Annotated in this window: 1 protein-coding gene; it reads right to left on the bottom strand. The window is 67.0% G+C overall.

What is annotated here, in order from left to right; genetic code table 11:
- Positions 1 to 285: 285 nt before the first annotated feature.
- Positions 286 to 6,666 (bottom strand): amino acid adenylation domain-containing protein, encoded by a 6,381-nt coding sequence (locus ACSSVC_RS14820; RefSeq protein WP_492612451.1) that lies wholly within the window; start codon positions 6,664 to 6,666, stop codon positions 286 to 288.
- Between the last annotated feature and the right edge of the window lie 631 nt (positions 6,667 to 7,297).

Below are 7,297 nucleotides of genomic sequence, written 5' to 3'. Positions count from 1 at the left end.
GTCGTAACCTGCCTGAGAATTCGGAAATGGTTGAAGAGAACGTCCTTGTTTCAGATGCAACCTTTCAGAGGCGGCGCAGGGCCCGAACGCTGAGCGGCCAGCGGCTTGGGCAAACGCCGCAGACACTGATCCCGCCAGGGCTCCCGGCAGCCTGGAAACGCTAAAACATCCGTTCTTGAGTGTCTGACATGGGAAGTCGGGACACGGCCCCGGCGCTGTCCCGGTCCAGCCGATGCCACGGCGAGCGCCGGCCCTGGGGCCGGCCTGCCGGGCCCCAGAGTTGGTTCAGAGACGCCGCTGGCGCTTGAGCTGGGGAATGGTGGTGGCGGGAATCTCCAGGCGCTGCAACTGACCCAGGGTATGGGCCGCCAGTGCCGCCAGGGTCGGCTGGCTGAACAGCAGTCGGGCATCGGCATGCAGGCCCTCCTGGCGCATGCGCGCCACCAGGCTGACCGCCAGCAGGGAATGCCCGCCCAGCTCGAAGAAGTGGTCATGACGCCCCACCCGCTCGACCTGCAACACCTCGGCCCAGAGCCGCGCCAGGGTCGTTTCCAGCTCGCCCTGGGGCGCCTCGAACTCGCGGCTCAGCACCGCGTCTTCCCCGGGTTCCGGCAACGCCTTGCGGTCCAGCTTGCCGTTGGCACTCAGGGGCAGCGTTGCCAACCGCACATAGGCGGCCGGCACCATGTACTCCGGCAACTGCTCCAGGACATGGGCCCGCAACGCCTCGATACCCGGCGCCGGCTGGTCCGGGTGCAGGCTGAAATAGGCCACCAGGCGCTCATCGCGCATCAGCACCGCCACCTCTCGCAGGGCCGGGTGTTGCGCCAGCCGTGCCTCGATCTCCCCCAGTTCCAGGCGCAGCCCGCGCAGCTTGACCTGGAAGTCGTTGCGGCCGAGGAACTCCAGGTCGCCGTCAGCGTTGTAGCGCACCAGATCGCCACTGCGGTACAGCCGGTCACCGGCCACGAAGGGGCTGTCGATAAAGCGCTCGGCCTGCAGCAGCGGCAAGCCCAGGTAACCCCGGGCCACGCCGACGCCGCCAATATGCAACTGGCCGCTGACCCCCAGGGGTACCGGCTGGTCATGGGCATCGAGCACATACAGCCGGGTATTGGTAATGGCCCGGCCGATGGGCAACTGCACCGCCGGTACAGGGGCCCCGGGCTCCAGGGTCCAGGCGCTGCTGTCCACCGTGGCCTCGGTGGGACCGTAGACGTTGTGCAGACGGGCCTTGGGCAGGCGTTGCTGGAACAGCCGGGCGATGGCCTCGGTGAGCTCGCCACCGCCGCAGAAGACGTCGGTCAGGCTGTGGCACTGTCCGCTCTCCTGCAATTGCAGGAACTGCAGGAGCATCGCCGGCACGAACTTGATCATGGTCACCTGCTGCGCTTGCACCAGCTGCGCCAGGTAGCCTGGATCACGCTGGCCATCGGGCCGCGCCAGCAGCAGGCGCATGCCGCTGACCAGGGGCCAGAACAGCTCCCACACCGAGCCGTCGAAACTGAACGGGGCCTTTTGCAGCAAGGTGCCGCCCGGGCATTGCCCACACAGTCGCGAACTCCAGTGCATCAGGTTGCCCAGGCCACGGTGCTCCACCATCACCCCCTTGGGGTTGCCGGTGGAGCCCGAGGTGTAGATCACATAAGCCAGGTGCCTGACCCCGAGCCCCGGCACCACAGGGTCATCCTCGGCCGGGTGCTGCCAGCGGTCGCGGTCGAAATCGATCAGCGGCACGGCCTGAGCCTGCAGCAGCGCGCGGGTGGGCTGGTGCACCAGCACGACCAATGGCTGGCTGTCATTGATCAGGAAGCTCAAACGCTCCAGCGGGTACTCCGGGTCCAGGGGTACATAGGCGCCACCGGCCTTGAGGATGCCCAGCAGGCCGATGATCATTTCCAGGCCGCGCTCGACGCAGAGCCCGACTCGCACGTCCGGCCCTACCCCTTGCTCGCGCAAGTGATGGGCCAGCTGGTTGGCCCGCTGGTTGAGCTGGGCATAACTCAAGCGTTGCTCGCCGGCCTGCAGGGCAATGGCCTGGGGCGTGCGGCGGACCTGGGCTTCGAACAGCCCGTGCAGGGTCAGCTCGCTGGGGTAGTCGGACCCGGTGGCGTTGAACGCCAGCATCTGCTGCCGATACTCCGCCGCCGGCAGGATGGACAGGCTCTGCAGCAGGGTCTGCGGTGCCTGCTCCAACGCCTGGACCAGCCCCTCGAGGGCGCAGCTCAGGTAGTCCAGCAGGCGCTGCGCGCCGATCCGCCGAGGCGCCCGAGCCCCCAGGCGAAAGCCCGGTTCCAGATCGTCCACCGCCAGCATCAAGGGGTAACTGAGCACTTCTTCGCTGCTCAGCAATTGCGCCCCCGGCACCCCTTGCAACAGGGCCTGGGCGTCGGCGGCGACGTTGTGCCGGTAGTTGAGCAAGGCATTGAACAGCGGAGTCGGTGCCGCCACGCCGCTGCAACGCTGAGCCAGGGACAGGGGCCCCTGCTCATGGGCCAGCAGCGTGCTGAGACGTTCCTGGGTCTGTCGCAGTCCGGCAGCCACCGTCAGCCCCGCCAGTTCCAGGCGCAACGGCAAGGTGTTGATGAACATGCCCAGGGCCCGGTCCGCTCCCGCGCCGGCCTGCAAGCGACCCAGCAGCACGGTGCCGAACAGCAGGTCCTCGCGGCCGCAGGAGCGTCCCAGCACCAGCCCCCAGGCCAGGTGGAACAGGCTGGCGGCACTGACCCCGAACTGCCGCACCTGATGGCGCAGGCGCTGGCTCAGGTCGCGGTCCAGCAGACCGCTGGCGTGTTGCTGATCCACCTGCTCGCCGGGACGCTCCTGCAACTCGAAGGCCAGGGTCGGCTGGTCCACCCCGGCCAGGTATTCCCGGAAGAACGCGGCATGGGCTGCCTGCCCCAACCGCGTGCGAGCCACGTAGTCGCGGTAGGCAAAGGCCGGCGCCAGTTGCTGTTGCCGGCCGTTCATATGGTCGGCAATCTGCGCCATCAGCAACGCTGTGGACGTGGCATCGTTGACCAGATGATGAAAGCGCAGCAGGGCGATCCAGCGCTGGTTCGGCCGGTCCTCGGCCCAGGCCAGGGCCAGCAGCGGTGCCTGGCGGATATCCAGCGGGTGGTGCCGAGGGTGGTAATGCTCGCGCAACTGCTCCGCCAGCGAGCCGCCCGCGGCCTGCGGCAACCACTCCTCCAGCGGCAACCGGGCCTGGCGCCAGACCACCTGCAGCGGCTGCTCTGCCGCATCCCAGACCAGGCTGGTGCGCAGAATGTCATGGCGGTCGATCACCGCCTGCAGGGCCTGGGCGAAGGCGTCCAGGTCCTCGCGACGGGAAAAGGCCAGCAGCGCGTGCTGCTGGTACGGGTCATGCCCGGCAAAGGTCATGTGGTGGTAGAGCAAGCCCTCCTGCAACGGCGCCAGGGGATAGATGTCCTGCACGTTACTCACGCCGCCGGGAACCGTGGCCAGCACCCGGTCGATGCTTTCCTGGTCCAGGTCCACCAGGGTCAGCATCTGCGGGGTGATGCGCCGGCAATCGGCAGGTACGCCATTGGCCGGGATCGCCACGTCCTGCCGGCCCTCCACCGCCGCAGCCAGACTGGCCAGGGTCGGCTGGCCGAACAGCACCCGCACATCGGCATGCAGCCCCTGCTCCTCCATCAGCTGGATCAGTTGCAGGGCCAGCAACGAATGGCCGCCCAGTTCAAAGAAATGGTCATGGCGACCCACCTGTTCCACCTGCAGCACCTGGGCCCAGAGCTGGGCCAGGGTGGTTTCCAGCGGGCCCTCGGGGGCCTGGTACTCGCGGCTGACCAGGGCCTCGGGGCCGGGTGCGGGCAAGGCCTGGCGATCCAGCTTGCCGTTGGCAGTAAGGGGCAATGCATCGAGCCGTACATAGGCCACGGGCACCATGGCGTCAGGCAACTGCCGGCGCAGGAAGTCCCGCAGGTCGCTGATCGGCACGGCCTCGCGGGCCGTGAACCAGGCCACCAACTGTCCGTCCCGGGCCTGGACCAGCACGTCCTGGAGCACGGGATGGGCGCCCAGGCGGGTTTCGATTTCTCCCAGCTCGACGCGCTGGCCACGGATCTTCACCTGGTCGTCATTGCGCCCCAGGTACTCCAGGCGGCCGTCGTCCAGCCAGCGAGCCAGATCGCCGGTGCGGTACATGCGCGCACCGGGCCGGGCGCTGAAGGGATCGTCGAGGAAACGCTCGGCCGTCAGCTCGTCGCGATTGAGGTAACCCCGGGCCACCCCGTTGCCACCGATGTAGAGTTCGCCGGCAATGCCGATGGGCAGCGGGCGTTGTCGCTCATCCAGCAGGTAGACCTGGGTATTGGCGATGGGCCGGCCGATATGCAGCGGCTGCCCGGCCTCGATGACCCCGGAGGTGGCCACCACCGTGGTTTCGGTGGGGCCGTAGTTGTTGATCAGGGCAAAGCGCTGTTCCTCGGGCAACTGACGCAGGCGATCGCCGCCGATCAACAGGGTGCGCAGGGTCGGATGACCGAGCCGCTGGCTGAAGGCGTACTCCGCCACCGGCGTGGGCAGGAAGCTCACCTGCAACGGCTGGGCCCGCCACCAGGCGAGCAACCCATTGAGGTCTTCGGGGCCGTCACTGGCCGGGGCCAGGTGCAGGGTCGCCCCGGCGCACAGGGCCGGCCAGACTTCCCAGGCCATGGCATCGAAACCGAAGCCGGCGAGGCAGGAGGTGTGGCTGCCGGCCTGCAGGTCGAAAGCCCGGCAATGCCAGTCCACCAGGGCCGACAGGCTCTGGTGCTCCACCATCACGCCCTTGGGCAAACCGGTGGAGCCGGAGGTGTAGATCACATAGGCCAGGTGCTGCGCCGTCAGCCCGGGCACCTGGGGAACGAGCGCCGAGCCTGACTGCCACTGAGGGTCGTCCAGCTCGATCAGCGGCACCGCCAGGGCCGGCAGGCGCTCGCGCAAACCGGCCTGGGTCAGCACCGCCACCGGCCCGCAGTCGTCCAGTAGGTAGGCCAGTCGCTCAGGGGGATGCGCCGGGTCCAGCGGTACGTAACAGGCGCCGGCCTTGAGAATTGCCAGCAGGCCGACCAGGGTCTCCAGGCTGCGCTGGGCCAGGATCGCCACCCGCTGATCGGGACCGACCCCAAGCCCTTGCAGGTGCACGGCCAGGGCATTGGCCCGGCGGTTGAGCTGGTCGTAGCTCAGCGCTTGCCCCTGGGCGACCAGGGCCACCGCGCTCGGGGTGCGCTGGGCCCAGGCCTCGATTCGCTTGTGGATGCGCTGCTCGCCAGCCAGTGGCTGACAGGTGGCGTTCCAACTCTGCACGCGCGCGCTCTGCTCTGCGGTCAGCAGCGAAAACTGCTGCACCGGCAAGGCCACGTTCGCCAGCCCCTGCTCCAGCACATGGATCAGGCAAGCGGCCAGCGCCTCGATCTCGTGAGGCTGGAAATACCCCGAGTCGTAGACGTAATGCATCCAGGCGTTGTCGTCGAAACTGTTGCTGCGCAGGTGAATGGCCAGGGGCGTCGGCTCGTGACGATTGGAAACTTTCACCGACGAGGCCACGGCATCGCCGTAGCGGTATTGCATGTCCTCCAGTTCATAGGACAGGGTCAGTTCGAACAATTGCCCGCGGTCTTCACGCAGCAAACCAAGGGCACGATTGAGCTCGCTCAGGGGAAAACGCTGATGGCGGAAATCCTGCTTGAGCACATCCCGCACCGCCACCACCAGCGCTTCGAAACTCAGCTCACGGCCGAAGTCCATGTGCACCGCACTGACCTGGGTGAAGGAGCCCACGGTCACCTTGAAAGCGGCGTTGGGCCGGTTCAGCACCGGCATGCCCAGGACCCACTGGTCGCGCTGGCCGATGCGGGTGAAATACACATGCAAGGCCGCCAGCAGCACATGGAAGGCCGAGGCCCCGGTGCTTCTGCCCAGGGCTTTCATCCGCTCATGCAGGGCTGCGGGAAAGGCCTGCACCAGGGTCGCCCCGGGCGTCCCGGCGTCCTGGCCCGGGCGGTAGCGCGGGCGCAGCAGCGGCTCCGGCAGGCTCTGGTACTTGGCCAGCCAGTAGTCCCGGTCCCGGGCATAACGGCTGGACTGCTGGTAACGGACATCGTCTTCGATGAAATCGACAAAGGACGGTGCGGCAGGGCCGGGTTCTTCGCCCCGCGCCAGGGCGCTGTAGAGATCACCTACGGATTGCGACAACTGGGCGAAGCCCCAACCGTCGAGGATCAGGTGATGGGCCTCGGCCTCCATCAGGTGATGCTCGGGGCTCAAGCGAAACAGCGAGAAACGGCACAGGCGTTCGCCGCTGAGCTTGAACGGCTGCTGCATCTGCCAGTGAATCCGCGCCAGCGCAGCGGCCCGCGGATCGGCCTCGGCGGACAGATCATGAAAGTCCATCTGCACCGGCCAGTGGCGGTCGAAATACTGCAACGGCAGGCCGTCGCTGCAGCCCTCCAGGGACAGCACGGTGCGCAGCACGTCATGCTTGCGCACCACCTCCTGCAACGTGCGCTGCATCAGCGCGGGCTGGATCGGCCCCTTGAGGTCGGCATAACCGCCGATGTTGTACAGCGGCGAGTCGCCGCGGCTCAGTTGATCCAGCCAGATATCCCGTTGCCCGGTGGTCAGCGGCAAGCCTTGGGCAGGCACCGGCCCGGCGCTCATGACAGCACCGGCGCGGAACATCCAGCAGGCAGCGCACCGTGGATGGCAAGGGTGATTTGCGCGACGAAGTCGGCCATGGCAAAGGCAGAAAAACGCGTCATAAGATCCTTCTCATGTGATGGGCCCGGGCACCGGCGTTCGCGGATTTAAGCATCGGCCCCACCCCCTGTATGTCACCCGAAACCCGGACATTCCAGGGCCGGATCGGGGCCTTCAGAATGGCCCTGACAGGTCGCCGGACAATCCCCCACGCAGGCACTTTCGACCGCCTCATCCGCAGCCCCGGAACGCTGCTGCGGATCAGCTGAAATAGCTGTAGGACATTGACCATCCGTACACGAGGCTCATGGCCTGGCCAACCCTCCCGTCAAGGCCGGATGAGCCTGTGCTTACAGTGACTTGCAGAGCCGCGAGGACGAACGTCGGCGGGCGTTGCGAGCCTGTTGCCGGCTCATAGGGGAAACCCCGGTAGCGCTCTGGCGCGGCCTGTCTGTCCCGGTTTACCCCTACAGACGCAAAGTAAATTCTTAGGCTTAAATCAGATTTTTCCGACTCGATCAGGTGCATGAACACTGTGCTGCGGGGCACCGTGGCAACCGCGTTTCGATCAGCGATTTGTCTCGATCAAGGA

Source organism: Pseudomonas sp. E1BtOHC1 (genome assembly GCF_058744285.1).
Note: the sequence above shows the minus strand (reverse complement) of the source record. Positions and strands in the feature narration are given on the sequence as shown.